Here is a 17635-nt window from a genome sequence, read left to right on the forward strand (position 1 = left end):
ACCGCTTAGCCGCTTCGCGGTCGACGGCCACGCATGAACGCACGCGACCCGAATGGGGCGTCGGACGCCGGCGATGGCGCCGATCGCCTCGTGGAGACCGTCCACGCCAGCGGCCACGAGAACGTCACCGCCGAGCACGCGAGCACCTTCGAGTTCACGACGGACGACTGGCTCACGCCGGCGGGCGACTGCATCCTCGGCGTCGACGCAGATACGACACCCCGCGAGTTCGACCCCGCGTTCAAGGCGGCTTGTCGCGACCCCAACGCCACGGTCACCGCCACGATCCGCGTGGAGACCGACGACACAACCCACGAGGAGACGATCACGGGGCGAGGCGACCCCGACCTGGCGCTCGTCGACGACCGGTCGATGGTCGGGCGCACCAGCGACTACACGGACGACGAGCGCACGATCATGGTCGACGCCGACAAGGCGGCCGCCGACCTTGACCGCGACCTCGTCGACGCGCTCGCCGACGGCGCACCCGCGACGCTCCGGCTGGCGGTTGAGCCGTCCGAGCCGTCCGAGTGACCCAAGAGGGACCGGCTCCAACCCTCACGCATGCCCGACGAACCCGGTGGACCCGACGAGCTCGGCGGACCCGACGGACCCGGCGTATCCAGCGAACCTGCCGAACCCGACGAGCCCGCGGAGAACATCAGCGGCGGCGCGGCCGGCGGCGGCGTTGCCGACGAGTTCGCGCCCGGTGACGGCGACTCCCGCGCGGAGGCCGTCGTCGACGCGCTCGGCGAACGCTACTGGCAGAAGACGTACGGTGGCAAGGACGGCTTCGAGTGTCTGGTGCGGACGATCCTCTCACAGAACACCTCGGACGTGGCGAGCCAGCCCGCCCACGACGACCTGATGAACCGGTACGGCCCCGCCGAGGAGTTGGCCGAGACGCTCGCGGACGCCGACCGCGACGAACTTGCCGAGACGATATCCGCCGCCGGCCTCTACAACCGGAAGTCCGAGGTGATTCGCGAGGCGGCCCGGTGGGTGCTCGACGAGTTCGGCTCCACCGCGGCGTTCGACGCGTACGTCCGCGAGAGCGATCCCGACGAGGTACGCGAAACCCTGCTGTCGGTCGACGGTGTCGGCCCAAAAACCGCCGACTGCGTGCTGCTGTTCGCCGGCGGGCGTGGCGGCGTCTTTCCCGTCGACACGCACGTCCACCGGATCGCCCGCCGGATGGGGTTGGCGCCGGCGGACGCCGACCACGAGGGCGTCCGGGAGGCGATGGAGGCCGCGGTCCCGCCTGAAAAGTGCGGCTTCGGTCACACGGCGATGATCCAGTTCGGCCGCGAGTACTGTACCGCCCGCAAGCCGGCGTGCCTGGAGGGTCCCGAGGCGTGCCCGCTCTACGATCTGTGTGACCGCGTCGGGATCGACGAGATCGACGGCGAAGCGGTCGACCCCTCGGAGGTCGCGTGAGACGCCGGCGGTTGTGCAGGTAGTGAGCGACCCGCCTCAGCAGGGCACCGTTCCCGCCGCCGAGCCGACGGGCGGCGAGTCCTCCTCGTAGGTCGTCCGGTCGACGTGCCCCTCGAACATCGGGAGGTTGAACGCGTAGGTGTACACCAGATCGAAGGCAGCGAAGGGGTTGATGCCGGTCGTCAGCAGCCCGATACGGTTGAGCTGGACGCCGGCAGCGAGCGTGATGATCGGGTCGTCGTCGAGCGTTCCGGCGAGCTCAACGCCGAACTCCCCGCCGTTCTCCCGGTCGGTGAGCACCGAGACGTGAACCAGTGCGTCGATGGTCGCCGGCGGGTCGCCGATCGCGAGCGGGTAGCCGTCGCCGACGAAACATTCGGTGATGGGGCCGACGCGGTCACTTCGGTCGGCAGTTCCGTCACCATCCTCCACCGCCGCGACGCTCCCGGCGCCGCCCGCGAGCGGCCCAGTTGCGATCAGGGCAACCAGCAGGAGGGCGGCGAGCGCGACGGCCGCGAACCGCGACCGCGGGTGGTGGCTCATTGCCCCTCCGTACACGGGTCCCCGGGATAACTCCACGCCCCTGACTATCCTGGCTGATAACGCCGCGGTGGCCGCCCGGACGGCGCGCTCCCCCACAGCCTCCCGCTCGCCGGCGTGCTACCCGCCGTCCTCCTCGGCAAGCCGGCGGCGCGGCTCGGTCATTCGCCGCGTGTCGTCGTCCAACAGTCCCTCCACGAGCAGTCCCTCCACGAGGAGCTCGGCGGACGCCAGGTTCGTCGCCAGCGGCACATCCATCACGTCACACACCCGGAGGAGCGCGGCGACATCAGGCTCGTGCGGCTGGGCAGTGAGCGGATCCCGGAGGAAGATGATGCCGTCGAGCGCACCGTTGGCGACCATCGCCCCGATCTGGAGGTCGCCGCCGAGCGGCCCCGAGGACTGTCGGTCGACATCGAGGTCGGTCGCCTCCTGAATGCGCTTGCCCGTCGTCCCCGTCGTGACGACCGTACACTCGCGCAGCTCCGTCTCGTACGCCGTCGCGAACTCGACCATCTCGTCTTTCAGCTCGTCGTGTGCAATGAGTGCGACCTGCATATTCGAGACACCACCCGATGGCGCTTAAAAGCAGGTAACGGTGCGAAGATACCGTGGGGGAGCTCCGGGCGCCCTTAGACCACGCCCTTCTCGACCGGCGCCGTCCCGGCGGACTTCCCGGCCGTCGAGGCGAACTGGAGCGCCTCACCGAACTCCGCCATCGAGAGCACGCCGACGGCCTCCCCATCGGCGTTCTCGACGATCGCGTACTCCGCGCGAGCCTCGTTGACGGCGACGAGCGCCTCGAACGCCTCGGTGCCCACGTCGACGCGGACGGGGGACTCGGACATGATCTCCGCGACGGTGGTCGTCTCACGGTCGGCCTTCTTCGCCTTCTTCAGTCCCGAGAGCGTGACGACCCCGACGATCTCGCCGTCGCGCGCCACCGGGAACGCCGTGCGTCGCGTGGCGAACATCCGGTCGGAGAACTCCGCGAGCGTCGTCTCGGCGGGCAGCGTCTCGGGGTCTTTCGCCATCAGGTCGCCGGCGGTGAGCCCCTCCAGCAGGTCGGCGACCCGCGTGACGCGCGACTCGTTTTTCGCGGCGCTGTAGACGAACACGCCGATGAGGATCAGGATGAGGTCGAACCACAACACGCCGAGCACGATGAACAGCACCCCGAACGTGGAGCCGATGCCGGCGGCGATCCGGGTCGCGGAGGCGTGCGGACGGTTGCGAGTCAGCAGCGCTCGCAGCACGCGCCCGCCGTCCATCGGAAACGCCGGAACCAGGTTGAACACCGCGAGCACGAGGTTGACGACGCCGAGCCAGCCGACGACGAACAACAGCACGGGCTGGTTCACGGGGACGAACTGGAGCACGACGAGGAACACCGCGCCCACCGCGACGCTGGTGATCGGGCCGATGATGGCGATCCAGAACTCCCGGTCCCACTCCTTCGGCATGCGCTCTAAGGCGGCGACGCCGCCGAAGATCCACAGCGTGATCGACTCGGTGCCGATGCCGTAGCGCCGCGCCATCCAGGCGTGGCCGAGCTCGTGGACGAGCACGCCGACGAACAGCCCGAGCGACGCGAGCACGCCGATGGTCCACCGGGCCTCCGCGAGCGCCGCCGGGTCGATCGTCGTCCCGGCGAACGTCCCGATGACGCCGGCGTACACGCCGATCAGCTCTCCGCTCCCGATCAGCCACGCGAGCAGCGGGAGAAACACCAACAGCGAGATGTTGATCCGGATCGGGATGTCCCAGATCCGCCCAACGGTGAAGCTTCGCATGCATTCGACGGCGGGTGCGAGCCGTAAAAACCCTCGTTGTCGAATGGCGTTCCGCCGGCAACCCCGTCAGTGGAGCTGTGTGTTGGCACTCAGTGGACGGCCCCCGCTCAGTGAACGGCTCCCCGGCTCTCAGTCGACGTGCTCGGCGGTCGACACGCGACGTTCGAGCTCCTCGATCCCCGACCGGTTCGCCCGTGAGACGATCAGCGTGTCGTAGCTCCGGTCGCCGGTCACGTACTGGCCGACGGTGATCTTGCTGGCGATCCGGCCGGCGTTTTCGCTGCCGAGGAAGACGATGCTGGCGTCAACCTTTCGGGCGAACGATCGAAGCTTCGTCGCGATCGTGCCGCGCGTCTCCGAGCGTCCCGCAACCAGATACTCGAAGGTGGCATCCGGTGCGATCGCGGCGACGGAGTCGCGGAGCGACGTGACGATGCGCTCGGCGTCGAACGCCTCGTCCGTGGCGATCCACCCCTTCTCGCGTGCGTATCGGGTGTTGTTCGTTGGAATGACGGCGACGGCGACCACGTCCACGTCGAGCACCGTGGAGAACTGCGCGGCACGGACGAGCGCCGTCTTCGAGAGGTCGGAGCCGTCGAACGGAACGACGAAGGTCATCGTCGAGATGGGGGTCGCCCGCCGGCGAAACGGTTTCGGTACGGCCCGGCGACTCAGTCGCCGCCCCACGGCTCCCACCCGAGCCCCTCGCGTACCACGAACTCCAGCGCGTTGATCACGTAGTGAGCGACGATGACGAGGATGAGGCTCCCCGTGACGACGAACAGCGCGGCCAGCACGAGGCCGAGCGTGGCGGTGACGAGGACGCCGAGTCGTCCCTGAGCGCCGTGGCCGAGCCCGAACGCGACCGACGAGAGGACGGCGAGCAGCCACGGGTCGACGCCGAAGCCGAGCGCGAACGCGCCGATCAGCGCGCCGCGGAACAGCGCTTCCTCGAAGACGGCGATGGTCGGGAGGACGACCCCGAGCAGCAGCGCCCACCCGCGGGCGTCCCCCGGCGCCATCGCCTCGCGGAGCTGCTCGGGCGCGGCCATGCCGAACCGCTTGCCGAGCCCCGCGGCCGCCTCGTTGGCGAGGTAGAGGCCGATGCCGGCGAGGGCGCCAATGAGAAGCACGTCGCCCGCCAGGTCGCCGCGCTCGACGCCGAAGGCGTGGGCGGGCACGCCGGCCCACCAGGCGACGCCGGCGAGCGCCGCGAGCGCGACCGCCTGCGAGACGAGCACGTTCGCCAGCAGGGCAGTCGTGCTGATGGTGGGGCCCGGAGCTGGCGTGGGCTCCGCCGCCGTGTCCGCACCGTCGCCGGCGCCGCCGCTCCGACCGTCGTCAATGTGGAGCCGTTCGAGCGTGCGTGCTGAACGGCGAGTGGCGGCAAGAAGCAGCACCGTGAGGACGGCGGTCGCGAGCGCGAACGCCGTCCAGTCCGTCATGTGGTGTGTCGTGTGTCGGGTCGAAGCGCTACTGCGGGCTCGGGTTCGAGGGCTTCGAGACGCCCTGCTCGTTGAGCGCCGAGCCGGTGATCGACTTGAGCCGGGCGACCAGCGAGTCCTTCTCGGCTTCACCCTCCAGCGCGATGTCGAGCACCTCGCTGATGTGTGAGACCGGAATGACCTCGATCATGTCCTCGTACTCGTCCTCGATCATCACGTCCTGCTCGTTGGCCTTCGGGATGATGACGCGAGTACAGCCGGCCTTCGCGGCCGCCTCGATCTTGTGGGTGACGCCGCCAACCGGGAGCACGTCGCCCCGGACGGACAGCGAGCCGGTCATCGCGAGGCTCTGGTCGACGCCCACGTCCTCCAGCGCGGAGATGACGGCGGTCGCGACCGTGATCGACGCGGAGTCGCCGTCGACGCCCTGTTGACCGGTCTGGATGAACTGGATGTGGATGTCCATCTCCGAGATGTTCTCGTCGGAGAACTTCTTGATGATCGCCGAGACGTTCTGGACGGATTCCTCGGCCATCTCCTTCAGCTGGCCGGTGGCGATCACCTGTCCGCCGCCCTGCGTCGGGGTCACTTCCGCCATGACGGGGAGCATGATCCCGGAGTCCTCGCCCATGACGGCGAGGCCGTTGACGCGCCCGACGACGTAGCCCTCGGACACCTGCAGCTCGTAGTCCTTCCGGCGCTCGATGAAGTCGTCCGCGAGCTGCTGTTCGATGGAGCGCGAGCGCCCCTTCGCGGACAGCACGTGCTCGCGGGTGGTGAACTCGGCGTCCTCGCCGCGGGCGATGTCGCCGGCGACCCGCACGAGCCCGCCGAGATTCCGGAAGAGGAGCGTCAGGTGGCCCTTCCGTCCGGAGCGGCGCTTGGCCTCGAGGATAACCTCCTCGATGGCCTCCGCGGTGAACTCCGGCAGGCGGCCGTCCTTGGCCACTTCCTGCGCGATGAAGCGCACGTACTTCCGGCGCATCTCGGGGGTGTCCTCGATGGTGTCCTCCATGTACACCTCGTATCCGTACCCCTTGATCCGCGAGCGGAGCGCCGGGTGCATGTTCTCCATCGCGTCGAGGTTCCCCGCCGCGATCATGACGAAGTCGGTGGGGACCGGTTCGGTCTGGACCATCGCGCCCGAGGAGCGCTCGGACTGGCCCGTGATGGCGAACTCGCCCTCCTGGATCGCCGTCATGAGGTGCTGCTGGCTGCGGATGTCCAGCGTGTTGATCTCGTCGACGAACAGCACGCCCTTGTTGGCTTTGTGGATGGCGCCCGCCTCGACGCGGTCGTGGCTGGGCGTCTCCATGCCGCCGGACTGGAACGGGTCGTGGCGGACGTCGCCGAGAAGCGCGCCGGCGTGCGCGCCGGTCGCGTCGCGGAACGGCGCCGATCCCGTGTCACCGTTGTTGATGAGCAGGTTCGGCACCATCGCGTCGGAGCCGCGGTTGAGATAGCGGAAGACGAGGTAGACGACCCCCGCCGCGATGATCCCGATGAGGATCTGGCCGACGATGATCAGTGCGTAGCCGAGCACGACGGCGACGATGATCCACATGAGCAGCGAGCGCATCTGGTTGCGCTTGCGTGCCTCCTCCTTGTGGGCGTCGACGATCTGTTCACCCTTGCCGGCCGGCACCGTCCGGACCTTCGGCTTGTTGCCGTCGTCCGGGTTGTGGTAGACGAGCACGTCCTGGAGCTCCTCCTTGGGGAGCAGCTCGGACATCGCCTTCGCGAGCATCGACTTCCCGGTCCCGGGCGAGCCGATCATCATCACGTGGCGGCGCTGTTTGGCCGCCTTGATGATCACGTCGCGGGCGTGCTCCTGGCCGATAACCTGGTCGACCAGCCGGTCGGGGATCTCGAGCTCCGCGGTGGTGTCGATCTTGAGGCCGCCGAGCAGGTCGTCCTCGTCGGGATCCTCCTCGATCTCGGCGCCCTCGACCTCGACGGTGCTGCCGAGCTCGTCGATGGTGCCGCCCTCCTCGTCGTCGCCGGCGGCCCCCTCGTCGGGAGCCTCCTCGATGGGTGGCTCCTCGTCGAGGGTGGCCGGCGCTGCGGGCTCCTCGGCGCCGTCGGAAGACGGTCCGTCGGCATCGGCCGACGATCCGTTGGCGTGGGGGTCCGACCCGTCCCCGATGGCGTCCTCGCCGATGTCGGCCGGTTCCTCGGCCGGTTCATCCGCGCTCCGGTCGGCGTCGTCGGCTCCGGAGTCGCCCGCCTTGGATGCGGGCCGCTCCTCGGAACCGGACTCCTTCTCGGGAACGGGGTCCGTCGAGTCGGGGTCGTCTTCGCCGTGCCCCGCCGGGTTGGCGTCCTCGCCGGCGGGGTCGTTGGTGTCCTTCTCGTTGCTCATATAATCGATAGTCGCTATGGAAAACGAAGGGAGGACGATTGATATACTTTCTCCCCGAGGGCGACGACGCCCGATCGGGTAAAACACCCAATACCGCGGCTCTAACGCCGTTGCGTCGGATTCGGGGCGTCTCGCCGGCTTTATAAACGCTGCGCGCGCTACGTGCAACCATGCGGGGGTTCTACATCGGCCGGTACCAGCCGTTCCACAACGGACACCGCCACATGGTCGAGGAGATCGCCGAGGAGGTCGACGAGATCGTGCTCGGCATCGGCTCCGCCGGCGACTCCCACAGCACGCGGAACCCCTTCACCGCCGGCGAGCGCGTGATGATGGTGACGAAGGCGCTGGAGGACCTCGACGCGACGACGTACGTCGTCCCCATCGAGGACCTCGACCGCAACTCCGTTTGGGTGAGCCACGTCCGGAGCATGACGCCCCGGTTCGAGGTCGCCTACTCCAACAACCCGCTCGTGATCCGGCTGTTCGAGGAGGCCGGCGTCGAGGTGCGCCAGTCGCCCATGTTCAAACGGGACGTACTGGAGGGCACGGAGCTGCGCGAGCGCATGATCCACGGCCGCGACTGGGCCGACCTCGTCCCCGAGCCCGTTGCCGACGTGATCCGCGAGATCGACGGCGTCGAGCGCATTCGCCGGATCGCCGAGACGGACACCAACTCCGACTGACGCCGTGCCGCTCGTTTTCGAGGCCCTGAACGCGGTCGGGCTGCTGGCGTTCGCCGCCGTCGGCGCCTTAAAAGGTGCCGACGCGGAGCTCGACCTCTTCGGCGTCGCCGTCCTCGGCATCCTCACCGCACTCGGCGGCGGCATCATCCGCGACGCGCTCGTCGGGCGCGTGCCCGTGGCGCTCACCTCGATGACGGACGTGGCGGTGGTGCTCGTCGGCGTCGCGGCCGCCGTGCTGGCGGCCCGCCGGCTCGCGGGTCCCCTTTTGAGCAACCCCGTCCTGCTGACCGCCGACGCGGCCGGGTTGGCGGCGTTCGCCGCGACCGGCGCGCTCGTGGGGCACGAAGCCGGCGTGTCCTTCTTCGGGGTCGTCGTGCTGGCGACGCTGACGGGCGTCGGCGGGGGGAGTCTCTCGGACGTGCTGCTCGCGCGTGTTCCGGTCGTGTTGCGCGAGGACTTCTACGCGACGCCCGCCGTGCTCGGCGGGGTGCTGTTTCCGGTCGTGGTGTGGGTCGGCGTGGGAACGGGGATCGCCTCGTTGCTCGTCGCCGGCGTCGTCTTTGCGATTCGGCTGTTGGCGCTGCGATACGACTGGCACCTCCCGACGGTTTAGGGGGTCGTGAGTGAGGTGGTGACTGGTGGGAGGCGCTTATAAGCGGGCGATGCAGGGAGAACGACGGCGAACACCGCCAACGCCCCAGCCGGCTCCTTATAAGCGAGTTGAGCGGGTTATAAGGTGAGGACGACGACGAACGCCGCCAAAGCCCCAGCCGGCTCCGGTCGAGGGTTCCGGAAGACGTTCCGGCTCGCTGCGCTCGCGGGCTGCGACTTCCGTCGTCCCGCTCGCACGCTCACGGGACGCTCGCTGCGCGCTCAAAAGGCCTCTCCACACCGCCCGGCCTTTTGAGTGCTTGCGTCGGCCGTCTTCCCGGAGCCGGCTGCCCCTTTGAGTCCCACCCCCGCCCCGCACAGCAACCGCACCTCTGCCCTCCCCAGCCTCGGCGGAGAGCACGCCGGCGGAACCGCACCGCTCGCCGGCGTGCTCCCGCCTCCCTCGCGCGTGCGCCTCGCGCCACAGTGGGCGCTCGGCGGCACGCGCCACAGCAACCGCTCGTGGGTCGCCCGGCGGTCGACGAGCGTGTCGATGGGGTCGGCGCCGGCGTGCTCCGTGAGGGTGCGTGGGTGCGCGTTTGGTGAGCGGTCTGCAGATTCCGCAGCGCGCCCGCGGGCGCTATCGACGTTAGTATTCGGACCGACAGGCACATGTGCGCGCAACGGAATCTCCGACCATGCTGGGGCTGGAACACGACTTCCGGATCGTCGACATTCAGGCGACGCTGGACCCCGACGAGGAGTCCGTCGCGGCCCACGGCCGGGACATCTCGCCGGAGCATCTGGAACGGGAGATGCACCAGGCCGGCGTCGTCCGCACCGTCGCCAGCCCGGGACGCCGACCCTCCGGGCGGAGCTATCTCCGGGGGAACAACGCCGTCGCCCGGCTCTCCGTGGACCGCCCCTTCCTCGCGTTCGCCCGGCTCAACGGTCCCCGCGACCCCCGGGACACCCACGTCGCCCGCCTGCGGAACCTCCGAACCGAGCGGGCCGACCACCACACGCGTCCGGACGACGTCGAGCAGTACTCCTACGACGACCGGTTCCACGGGTTCACGCTCGACCCGACCTACGACGGGCTCCCCGAGGCAGACGTGTTCGAGCGGCTCGAAACCGCCGGGCTGCCGCTTTTCGTCCGCGCCGGGCGCCGGTTCCCGCCCCGGATGGTGGAGTCGGAGATCCTCCCCTACGACCTCCCGGTCGTGCTGGCGAGCTTCGGCGGCTATCCCCTCGACGCCGACATGATGAACCGGACGCTCGACCTGCTTGACGACCACGACGACCTCTACGTCGACACCAGCGCCGTGCGGTACCGCGAGGTGCTGGAGCGCGGCGTGCTCGAACACCCCGACCGGGTGCTCTTCGGCTCCGGCGCACCCGACGTGCACCCGAACGTGGGCGTGATGGAGGTGTTGACCCTGGACGTGAGCGAGGACCTGATGCGCCGGGTGTTCACCAAGAACCCCTCGCGGGTGATCCCGGGACTTGCGGTCGGCGCTAACCTCTAAAAGCCCGTTTCCCCAAACCGCGTTACGCGTCGTCCGCGCCGACGACGAGCACCGGCACGTCCGCGCCGCGCTGGACCCGAACCGGCACCGTCTCCGGGTTGACCAGCCGGTCCAGCCCCGTCCGCCGCGCGCTGCCGACGACGATGAGGTCCACGTCGTGGGCGTCGGCGTGCTCCAGAACTGCCTCGTGTGTGCTGCCGTAGCGGAACCGCTTGTGCACGTCGACGCCGGCCGCTTCCCCGCGCGCCGCGGCCTCCTCGACGGCTGCCTCGCCGGCGCGCTCGCGGCGCTCGACCGCCATGTCCCAGTGTTCGGTCGTGTCGACGACGAACAGCGCGTCCACGTCGGCATCGTGTGCCGCCGCGAGCCCGATGCCGGCGTCGACCGCCGCCCGGCCCGTCGCCTCGCCGTCGGTCACGACGAGCACGCGGTCGAACGTCGCTGCTGCGGCAGCCGGCTTCGCGGGGTCGCTCCGGACGGCCGCCTCCGTGGAGTCCTCCGCCCCTTCCGTGGCGGTAGTCGTGGACGATTCGGCGGCGTACGTGTGGTTGGTGTCTGCGGACATGGCGTGTTTCGGCGACCCGGTGTTCTCGGCACGGCTCGCTCCTCTTGAGCGTATATTACGCCCAAGCCCACTTAACAATTTTTGAGAGGATCGACGATTATCATTATCTATCCATTCTAACTACACGATCTGGACGAAGAACGGACGAGTGTTGGTGTATCGTCACGCAGATCGTGTGTCGAGCTGTCGTTCGCCACGTGGCGGCGAGGCTGCCGGAGGAGGGACCGAACGCGCTCGCTGTCAGCGCCCGCCGCCGACGTGCTCGTCGAGGAACGCCGCGATCCGCTCGAACTGCTCGACCTTGTTCTCCCGGCTGGTCGTGTGGTGTCCTTCGTCCTCGAAGATGCACGTCTCGACCGGGACGCCGCGCGACTCGACCGCCTCGGCGATCTGCTCGGCCTCCCCGACGGGCACTCGCGGGTCGTTGGCGCCGTGCTGGACGAACAGCGGACATTCGATCCGGTCGACGCGGTGGATGGGGCTGATCCGCTCGAGAAGTTCCGTGTTCTCCAGTTCGCCGTACTCGGCTTCGCGGTGCGACCGGCGCCAGTCGCCGGTGTTCTCGAGAAACGTCTCGAAGTCCGCGATCCCCACGAAGTCGACGGCGGCCGCCCACAGGTCCGGATACTCTGTGATTGCCGCGAGCACCATGAACCCGCCGTACGAGCGCCCGTAAACGACGAGCCGGTCGTCGTCGACCGCCGGCCGGTCGTGGAGCCACTGGACGGCGGCCTCGATGTCGGCGACCGAGTCCATCCGCTTCTCCTTGTCGTCGAGCTCGGTGTACGCCTTCCCGTACCCCGTCGACCCCCGGACGTTGGGCTCGAGGACGGCGTACCCCTGCCGAAGGTAGAACTGCTTGGTGGGGTAGAACCACGGGCGGCGCTGGTGGGTCGGCCCGCCGTGGATGTCGACGATGACGGGTACCGACGCGTCGGGGTCGTCGCCGTCGACGCCCGGCGGGAGCGTCCAGTAGGCGGGGATCTCGCGCCCGTCGAACGTCTCGTACCGGACCGTCTCGGGCGCGAGGAAGGCGTCGGTCGGCATTCCGAGGGTGCCGTAGTCGGCCCACGCCGCCACGTCAACCTCGGGCTCACCGTCCAGGTTCGCCATCGCGTCGGGGCTGATGTCGACGACCAGCGCGCGATGCGGACGGTCGCTCGCCGAGTGAGTGACGGCGAGGCGTTCGGCGTCCGGCCCCCACTCCAGCGCGGCAACGACGCCGGCGTCGGCGGCATCCGCGGCGAGGTCGGGTTTTGCAAGCTGGTGGACCGTGGTCGGATCGGCGAGTTCCCCCACGGTCAGGTCGGTGTAGCCGTCGACGTTCGTGGCGTACGCCAGCCGCCCCGTCTCGCGGTCGAGCGCGTAGTCTTCGACGTTCCACCCGTCGCGAGCGACCACCACATCGAGTGCGGGATCGTCGTCACCCGTGGGCCGGTCCGCGGATGCCGTCGCCGCGACCGCGTCGAGGTCGAACCGGCCGAGAACGGTGTGGTCGTCCGGCTGATTGGTGAGGACGTAGAGTCCGCCGTCGGCACCGAAACTCACGCCATCGTATGTGGCGTCGTCGTCCGCGTTCACCTGTATGAGCGCGGGCGCGTCGGCGTCCGAGTCTGCAGCCGCCGTCAGGTCGAGTACGTAGAGATCCTGTGCAGCGCTCGACCGGGCGTTCACCAGTGCGAGACGGTCGCCGTCCGGACCCCACGCCGCCACCGAGAGAAAGCCGCCCGGGCCCTCGTAGACGACCTCGCTGTCGGCCGCGGTCTCGTCACGCCGCTGGATGTGCACATCGAAGGTGTCCGCCTGCCGCCGGTTGGCCGCGTACGCGAAGCGGTCGCCGTCCGGCCCCCAGCCGCCCCACGAGTGGATGGCGTCCGGATCGCGTGTGAGGTCGGTTTCCGCGCCCGTTTCGAGGTCGTACAGGAAGAGCTGGTCGCGCTCGTCGCTTCCCTGGTCCATCCCGAAGACGGCCTCGGCGCGGGTGGGCGACGCGGCGACGAACGAGACGCGCTGGTCGTGGCCCGTGAGGCGTTCCGGGTCGGCGTCCGTGCCCGGCCGGCGCCACACGTCCGGCGAGCCGGTGGTGTCCGCGAGGTACAACAGCGCCCCGTCGTCGGTGAACGACGGCGACGAGACGGCGTCGATGCCCAGGTAGCGAGCCACCCCGTAGTCGGGGAGCGCGTCGGCGTCCGAGTCGGTCATACGGCGACCACCTCGCGGCGCCCTCATAAGTGGTCGCCCCGCGGAAATCCGGCGGAGAAAGCGGCAGGGGAGGGTGTCGTGGACCGCGGGTTGGCTGTTATAGAACGGGCCCCTATCCTCGTCTCCTCAGTACTGCATCAACGGTGAGAGATATCGGGAGTGGGTGTTGCAGATCGTCGATTGGGGCGTGGTATATAAACGGATGAGAGTTGCAGTGACATCTGTCTTATAAATGGACGCGCGGTGCGGTGGCGCGCCCGGCGAGCGCCCGCTGGGCGCTCGGCGGCGCGCGAGGGAGTCGTCGCCGCAGGCGACGACGAGGCTGGGGAGGCGTGAGGTGCGGGGCAGTGCGGTGCGGGGTGGGGCTCAAAGGGGCAGCCGGCTCCGGGACGACGGGCGACGTAAGCACCGCAGCGGGCGGTGTTGAGAGCGAGGAGCGCAGCGAGCCCCTCGACCGGAGCCTGCTGGGGCTTTGCAGGCGGTCCTCACCACCGTCGAACCTGCAACTCACCGACCAAATTCTGCTTATAAAGAGCGAACAACCACACCAACGCCCCACTTATAAACGCCATCTCCACCCACGTACCACACTCACTCCCGAGGTCGACCAACGAGGGCATCGACCATCACCGAGAACGCCGCGCGTTCGGCCGCTACCCGTACCCCTTTCCGGGCGCGTCACGCCTCACGTCGTATGCCAGAGACCGACGACGACCTGTTCACGATGACGTACGAGGAGGCCGACGACGCCATCGCCGAGGCGGACTTCGCCGTGCTCCCGACCGGGAGCATCGAGCAGCACTCCACGCACCTGCCCGTCTCGACGGACACCCTGCGCGCGGACCACTTGACGGCCGAACTCGTCGAGGCGGCGCCCGAGCACGACCTCGACCTCCTGCGGCTCCCGCCGCTGCCGTTCGGCCACTCCGAACACCACATGACCTTCCCCGGGACGATTTCCTTATCAGTGGACACCTACGTCGACGTGCTCCGCGAGATCGGCGAGTCGCTCGCGGAACACGGCGTTGATCGCCTGCTCGTCGTCAACTGCCACGGCGGGAATCAGGACTCCATCTCCGTCGCCGCCGACCGCCTCGGCCGCGACACGGATCTGACCGTCCACTTCGTCCACTGGACCGACTACGCCCGTGAGGCCCTCGAAGAGGAGTTCGGAGACGGCTGGGGTCACGCCGGCGACCACGAGACGAGCTTCGTGGAGCTCTACCGCCCCGACCTCGTGCGGACCGACAAAAAGGAGCCACAGAACGCGAAGGAGATGCCGAAAACCCGGTCGTACGAGTACTTCTCCGACGTAACCGAGCTCGGCGGGCTCGGCGATCCGACCAACAGCGATCCGGAGGCGATGGAGGCGATCGTCGCCGACGCGACCCACGACATCCTCGACGCACTCGTTGACGACGTGGCGGCGGGATGGTAGGGCGGAGTGGTAGGGCGGGGTGGTAGGGCGGCGGCGCCCGCCGAGCGATCCGCCGTATCGAAGCGATTAAGCGCCGAAGCCGCAAACGGGAGACCATGCAACACCTCATCGTCCGCGGGGACCCCGGTATCCGCAAGGACGCCGTCATCGAGTACGAGGGTGAGGAGCTGGTCTGTTTCGGCATCAACAAGCAGGGCGACTGGCACGGCCCGGACGAGCCACAGTTGTGGTGTACCGTCGGCACGCCCGACGAGCGCGAGACGTACGAGAAACGCGAGTACGTTCCCCACTGGCTCGACGTGGACACGATCGACGCCGAGGCGCTCACCGTCATCAAGGCGAAGGGCGAGCTCTCCGTCTGAGCCGGCCCGCTACCCTCCCGCCGCTTTTTCCACCCGGCTACGGAGAGAACGACGCCGCACACTCCCGGCAGGTGAACTTGAACCGTCCTTCGGCCGTGAGCTCGCCGGCGGCGACACGAACGGAAGTGATCGGCACTCCCGCCGACGATCCCTCGGAGATCGGTCCAATTAGCCGAGGGTCGTTCGGCTAAAGCTGTCACAACCCGTCCACTTATCAGTGTGTGACGCCTCGGCACGGATACGAATGACACGAGACGCTCGTGGCAGTTCGGAGGATAGAGGAAGTCGCCTCACGGCGGCTGGCTGCGAAATTCTCCGGTAACAACGCCACTCACACGCACGACCGCGATATCTGCGACAGTTACACCCACGACGACACGGACGGATCTACGACGACCAACCCGACGCCGCTCCGCACGGACGGCGGCGCAAACCCGACCAGGGAGCCCCTTTTGACCCACCAACTCACCGACCTCGACGAGGTACAGCTACTCGACACCACCCTTCGCGACGGCGAGCAGATGCCGGGCGTCTCGCTGACGCCCGCCGACACGCTCGACCTTGCCCGCGAGCTCGACGCCGCCGGCGTCCACGTGATCGAGGCCGGCTCGGCGTGCACTTCCGACGGCGAGCGCGAAGGGATCCGCCGCGTGGCGGATGCGGGGCTCGACGCAACCGTGACGAGCTTCGCCCGGGGGGTGAAATCCGACATCGACCGCGCGCTCGACTGCGGTGTCGACGGCGTGAACCTCGTCGTCCCCGCCTCGGACAAACACGTCGAGACGAAGGTTGGCTCGTCACGGGACGAGATCGTCGCCAACACCGTCGAACTCGTCGAGTACGCCAAAGACCAGGGGCTCTGGGTCGAGCTACTGGGCGAGGACGGCTCGCGGGCGGACCTCGACTACCTCGAACGACTGATGGGCGCGGGCCTCGACGCCGGCGCCGACCGCGTCTGCTACTGTGACACCGTCGGCGCCGCGAGCCCCGAGCGCACCGCGGAGGTCGTCGCCCGGCTCGCGGAGCTCGGTCCAACCGGCCTCCACACCCACGACGACCTCGGCTTCGGCATGGCGAACGTCCACGCCGGGCTCAAAGCCGGCGCCGACTTCGTTCACGGCACCGTGACGGGGGTCGGCGAGCGCGCCGGCAACGTCGCCCTCGAGGAGATCGCCATCGCGCTTGACCGGTGTTACGATGTCGAGACGATCGAGCTCTCACGGCTCTACCGGCTCTGCCGGGCGGTCTCCGAGACGACCGGCGTCGCGCTCCCGCCCAACAAGGCGGTGTGTGGCACCAACGCCTTCGCCCACGAGTCGGGCATCCACACCGACGGCACCCTGAAGGACGGCGCGATGTACGAGCCGTACCCGCCGGAGACGGTCGGCCGCGAGCGCCGGCTCGTGCTCGGGAAACACGCCGGACGCGCAGGCGTGGCGGCCGCGCTCGCTGAACATGACGTGGCGACCACCGATGAGGAGTTGGGCGCCGTCGTCGAGCGCGTCAAGGACCTCGGCGACCGCGGCAAGCGCGTCACCGACGCGGACCTGCTCGCCATCGCGGAGGACGTGCTGGGCCGTGAACGCGAGCGCCACGTCGAGTTGCTCGACCTCTCGGCTACCTCCGGCGGGAACCTCCCGTCCGCCTCCGTCCGGCTCCGCGTCGGTGACGAGGAACGGGTCGCCGCCGGCACTGGCTCCGGCCCGGTCGACGCCGGCCTCGAAGCCGTCCGCGCCGCTCTCGGCGCTGAGGGAAGAGGCGAGACGGACGCCGGCGAGTCGGTCGCCTTCGAGCTGGACTCCTACCACGTCGACGCGATCACCGGCGGCACGGATGCCGTCGTCACCGTCGAGGTCGACCTCTCACACGGCGACCGCTCCGTTTCGGTGTCGGCCTCGGACGCCGACATCACGCGCGCAAGCGTCATCGCGATGGTCGACGGGCTCGACCGACTGGTCGGCGGCGAGGTCGCCACGGCCGGGTCGGCACCGGTCGCGGACGACTGAGTGGCAGCGCCGCGGACCGTCGCGCCGTACAGCGCCGGGCAGCAGACCGTCGCGCCGCACAGCCCCGCGCCGCGTCTGACGAGGTTTTTAAGCGAAGCCGACCGAAGCCGGGATGTGAGCGTCGTCGTCGCCGTCAAACCGTCCGCCCGCAAGCGGAACGCCAAAGTCGGCCGACTGGTGTTCGAGGAGGGGTCACACCACGACTTCGAGCACCGCGCGGCCGCCGAGCGCTGGGCCGAGGACCTCTCGACCGGCGACGGCCACGTCTGGATCGCCAGTTCACATCCCGAGGACGAGGACGAAGCCGACCTGTATCTGGTGTCACGAGCCACGAACGCCAAACTGGAGGCGGCCTACGACAAGCGCCGGCGACGACTACGGGGTGGCGACGGCACCGAACAGGAGTCGCTAAACGGGCGCTCTTAAGCGAGCTTTTAACGGCGCTCTAACACGGAACTGCGAGAAGGCGGACGATGGCGCGGCGGCTCGACGGTCGAAAAACGAAGAAGCGCCGAGGCGGAGATTTGAACTCCGGTGTCCGAATGGACAGTAGATTTCGAATCTACCGCCTTGGCCAGGCTAGGCTACCTCGGCTCACTCGCTCGTAGGCCGCTGGCAACTTTAGGGGTTTCGATCACGGCCCGACTGGGGGTCGCGGAGCGAACGCTGTCGCCGGATC

General features: G+C 69.0%; 16 protein-coding genes, 1 tRNA gene and 1 pseudogene. 9 read left to right on the forward strand and 9 right to left on the reverse strand.

Going from position 1 to position 17635, the window contains the following annotated elements; translation table 11 throughout:
* Nucleotides 1–33 precede the first annotated feature (33 nt).
* Nucleotides 34–534 carry a DUF371 domain-containing protein gene (locus tag ACYQ07_RS04910; RefSeq protein ID WP_459878195.1) on the forward strand — a complete coding sequence of 167 codons (501 nt, stop codon included), beginning with the start codon at nt 34–36 and terminating at the stop codon, nt 532–534.
* Between the two features lie 30 nt (nt 535–564).
* On the forward strand, nt 565–1437 hold the full coding sequence (locus ACYQ07_RS04915) for an endonuclease III domain-containing protein (RefSeq protein ID WP_459878198.1): 873 nt from the start codon (nt 565–567) through the stop codon (nt 1435–1437).
* A gap of 36 nt (nt 1438–1473) precedes the next feature.
* Here the strand turns inward: ACYQ07_RS04915 and ACYQ07_RS04920 are convergent, their stop codons facing one another.
* From ACYQ07_RS04920 to lonB, 6 genes and pseudogenes are all read right to left on the reverse strand, one after another.
* Nucleotides 1474–1980 carry a DUF7332 family protein gene (locus tag ACYQ07_RS04920; protein ID WP_459878201.1) on the reverse strand — a complete coding sequence of 169 codons (507 nt, stop codon included), beginning with the start codon at nt 1978–1980 and terminating at the stop codon, nt 1474–1476.
* Nucleotides 1981–2157: 177 nt separating this feature from the next.
* Nucleotides 2158–2535, reverse strand: a pseudogene (locus ACYQ07_RS04925) (methylglyoxal synthase); the annotation flags it as partial.
* A gap of 74 nt (nt 2536–2609) precedes the next feature.
* Complete coding sequence (locus ACYQ07_RS04930; RefSeq protein ID WP_459878204.1) at nt 2610–3770, reverse strand: site-2 protease family protein; 1161 nt, start codon at nt 3768–3770, stop codon at nt 2610–2612.
* 129 nt (nt 3771–3899) lie between these two features.
* Nucleotides 3900–4388 (reverse strand): universal stress protein, encoded by a 489-nt coding sequence (locus ACYQ07_RS04935; protein WP_459878207.1) that lies wholly within the window; start codon nt 4386–4388, stop codon nt 3900–3902.
* 53 nt (nt 4389–4441) lie between these two features.
* Nucleotides 4442–5215 (reverse strand): CPBP family intramembrane glutamic endopeptidase, encoded by a 774-nt coding sequence (locus ACYQ07_RS04940; RefSeq protein ID WP_459878210.1) that lies wholly within the window; start codon nt 5213–5215, stop codon nt 4442–4444.
* A gap of 28 nt (nt 5216–5243) precedes the next feature.
* Nucleotides 5244–7577 (reverse strand): ATP-dependent protease LonB, encoded by a 2334-nt coding sequence (gene lonB / locus ACYQ07_RS04945; protein WP_459878212.1) that lies wholly within the window; start codon nt 7575–7577, stop codon nt 5244–5246.
* A 170-nt stretch (nt 7578–7747) separates the two neighbouring features.
* Between lonB and ACYQ07_RS04950 the strand changes: the two genes are divergently transcribed.
* From ACYQ07_RS04950 to ACYQ07_RS04960, 3 genes are all read left to right on the forward strand, one after another.
* Nucleotides 7748–8263: a nicotinamide-nucleotide adenylyltransferase gene (locus ACYQ07_RS04950; protein WP_459878215.1), complete on the forward strand. Its 516-nt coding sequence runs from the start codon at nt 7748–7750 to the stop codon at nt 8261–8263.
* 4 nt (nt 8264–8267) lie between these two features.
* On the forward strand, nt 8268–8876 hold the full coding sequence (locus tag ACYQ07_RS04955; RefSeq protein WP_459878218.1) for a trimeric intracellular cation channel family protein: 609 nt from the start codon (nt 8268–8270) through the stop codon (nt 8874–8876).
* Between the two features lie 676 nt (nt 8877–9552).
* Nucleotides 9553–10383 carry an amidohydrolase family protein gene (locus ACYQ07_RS04960; RefSeq protein WP_459878221.1) on the forward strand — a complete coding sequence of 277 codons (831 nt, stop codon included), beginning with the start codon at nt 9553–9555 and terminating at the stop codon, nt 10381–10383.
* A gap of 22 nt (nt 10384–10405) precedes the next feature.
* On the opposite strand, the gene ACYQ07_RS04965 is transcribed toward ACYQ07_RS04960, so the two are convergent.
* Nucleotides 10406–10948, reverse strand: coding sequence for a universal stress protein (locus ACYQ07_RS04965; protein ID WP_459878224.1), 543 nt, complete (start codon nt 10946–10948; stop codon nt 10406–10408).
* A gap of 240 nt (nt 10949–11188) precedes the next feature.
* Nucleotides 11189–13150 (reverse strand): S9 family peptidase, encoded by a 1962-nt coding sequence (locus ACYQ07_RS04970; protein ID WP_459878227.1) that lies wholly within the window; start codon nt 13148–13150, stop codon nt 11189–11191.
* 694 nt (nt 13151–13844) lie between these two features.
* Here ACYQ07_RS04970 and ACYQ07_RS04975 point away from each other — a divergent pair.
* The 4 genes from ACYQ07_RS04975 to ACYQ07_RS04990 all read left to right on the forward strand — a co-directional run bounded on the left by ACYQ07_RS04975 (nt 13845) and on the right by ACYQ07_RS04990 (nt 17382).
* Nucleotides 13845–14588, forward strand: a complete 744-nt coding sequence (locus tag ACYQ07_RS04975) for a creatininase family protein (protein ID WP_459878230.1) — start codon at nt 13845–13847, stop codon at nt 14586–14588.
* Nucleotides 14589–14683: 95 nt separating this feature from the next.
* Nucleotides 14684–14950 carry an HAH_0734 family protein gene (locus ACYQ07_RS04980; protein ID WP_459878233.1) on the forward strand — a complete coding sequence of 89 codons (267 nt, stop codon included), beginning with the start codon at nt 14684–14686 and terminating at the stop codon, nt 14948–14950.
* A gap of 452 nt (nt 14951–15402) precedes the next feature.
* The gene (locus ACYQ07_RS04985; protein ID WP_459880232.1) at nt 15403–16956 is read left to right on the forward strand and encodes an alpha-isopropylmalate synthase regulatory domain-containing protein; all 1554 of its coding nucleotides are present in this window, start codon (nt 15403–15405) and stop codon (nt 16954–16956) included.
* Between the two features lie 114 nt (nt 16957–17070).
* Nucleotides 17071–17382 (forward strand): DUF8081 domain-containing protein, encoded by a 312-nt coding sequence (locus ACYQ07_RS04990; RefSeq protein WP_459878235.1) that lies wholly within the window; start codon nt 17071–17073, stop codon nt 17380–17382.
* 83 nt (nt 17383–17465) lie between these two features.
* Here ACYQ07_RS04990 and ACYQ07_RS04995 read toward each other — a convergent pair.
* Nucleotides 17466–17550: transfer RNA gene (locus ACYQ07_RS04995), tRNA-Ser, on the reverse strand.
* Nucleotides 17551–17635 lie beyond the last annotated feature (85 nt).

This window comes from Halorubrum gandharaense (assembly GCF_054654575.1).

Coding starts and splice junctions, on each gene's coding strand:
- ACYQ07_RS04910 (WP_459878195.1), top strand. CDS start 34: ATGAACGCACGCGACCCGAATGGGGCGTCGGACGCCGGCGATGGCGCC.
- ACYQ07_RS04915 (WP_459878198.1), top strand. CDS start 565: ATGCCCGACGAACCCGGTGGACCCGACGAGCTCGGCGGACCCGACGGA.
- ACYQ07_RS04920 (WP_459878201.1), bottom strand. CDS start 1,980: ATGAGCCACCACCCGCGGTCGCGGTTCGCGGCCGTCGCGCTCGCCGCC.
- ACYQ07_RS04930 (WP_459878204.1), bottom strand. CDS start 3,770: ATGCGAAGCTTCACCGTTGGGCGGATCTGGGACATCCCGATCCGGATC.
- ACYQ07_RS04935 (WP_459878207.1), bottom strand. CDS start 4,388: ATGACCTTCGTCGTTCCGTTCGACGGCTCCGACCTCTCGAAGACGGCG.
- ACYQ07_RS04940 (WP_459878210.1), bottom strand. CDS start 5,215: ATGACGGACTGGACGGCGTTCGCGCTCGCGACCGCCGTCCTCACGGTG.
- lonB (WP_459878212.1), bottom strand. CDS start 7,577: ATGAGCAACGAGAAGGACACCAACGACCCCGCCGGCGAGGACGCCAAC.
- ACYQ07_RS04950 (WP_459878215.1), top strand. CDS start 7,748: ATGCGGGGGTTCTACATCGGCCGGTACCAGCCGTTCCACAACGGACAC.
- ACYQ07_RS04960 (WP_459878221.1), top strand. CDS start 9,553: ATGCTGGGGCTGGAACACGACTTCCGGATCGTCGACATTCAGGCGACG.
- ACYQ07_RS04965 (WP_459878224.1), bottom strand. CDS start 10,948: ATGTCCGCAGACACCAACCACACGTACGCCGCCGAATCGTCCACGACT.
- ACYQ07_RS04970 (WP_459878227.1), bottom strand. CDS start 13,150: ATGACCGACTCGGACGCCGACGCGCTCCCCGACTACGGGGTGGCTCGC.
- ACYQ07_RS04975 (WP_459878230.1), top strand. CDS start 13,845: ATGCCAGAGACCGACGACGACCTGTTCACGATGACGTACGAGGAGGCC.
- ACYQ07_RS04980 (WP_459878233.1), top strand. CDS start 14,684: ATGCAACACCTCATCGTCCGCGGGGACCCCGGTATCCGCAAGGACGCC.